The 353-nt window shown below is 54.4% G+C and carries 1 protein-coding gene; it reads left to right on the top strand.

What is annotated here, in order from left to right:
• A partial coding sequence (locus tag HBA93_RS19510) for a condensation domain-containing protein (RefSeq protein ID WP_286202075.1) occupies nucleotides 1-353 on the top strand: 353 nt, incomplete at both ends.

Below are 353 nucleotides of genomic sequence, written 5' to 3'. Positions count from 1 at the left end.
AGCAGCCCGCGCCGTCAATGGCTGCTTTTGCCCGCCGGCAATATGAACAGGGGCTGGATCAGACGCATATTGATTACTGGAAAAATATGCTGACCACGGCCACGCATGGGCTGAAACTGCCGCAAATTGCTGAAGCAAGTGATGCCGGAACAACAAGCGGTGATGTGGACTGGCTGGACTGCGCCATTGATCAGGAAACCGCCGAAGGGCTGTATAGTCTGGCGCGTGCCAATAATGCCTCGCTGTTCAATGTGATCTACGCCATGATTGCGCTGAGCCTGCATAAAATCGGCAATCTCTCCGATCTTGTTATCGGCACTTCGGCAGACGGGCGCACTGATGCGCATTTCTAC

Origin of the sequence: Ochrobactrum sp. SFR4, assembly GCF_019730395.1 — a bacterium.
In the GTDB taxonomy this organism is placed as follows: domain Bacteria; phylum Pseudomonadota; class Alphaproteobacteria; order Rhizobiales; family Rhizobiaceae; genus Pseudochrobactrum.
Note: the sequence above shows the minus strand (reverse complement) of the source record. Positions and strands in the feature narration are given on the sequence as shown.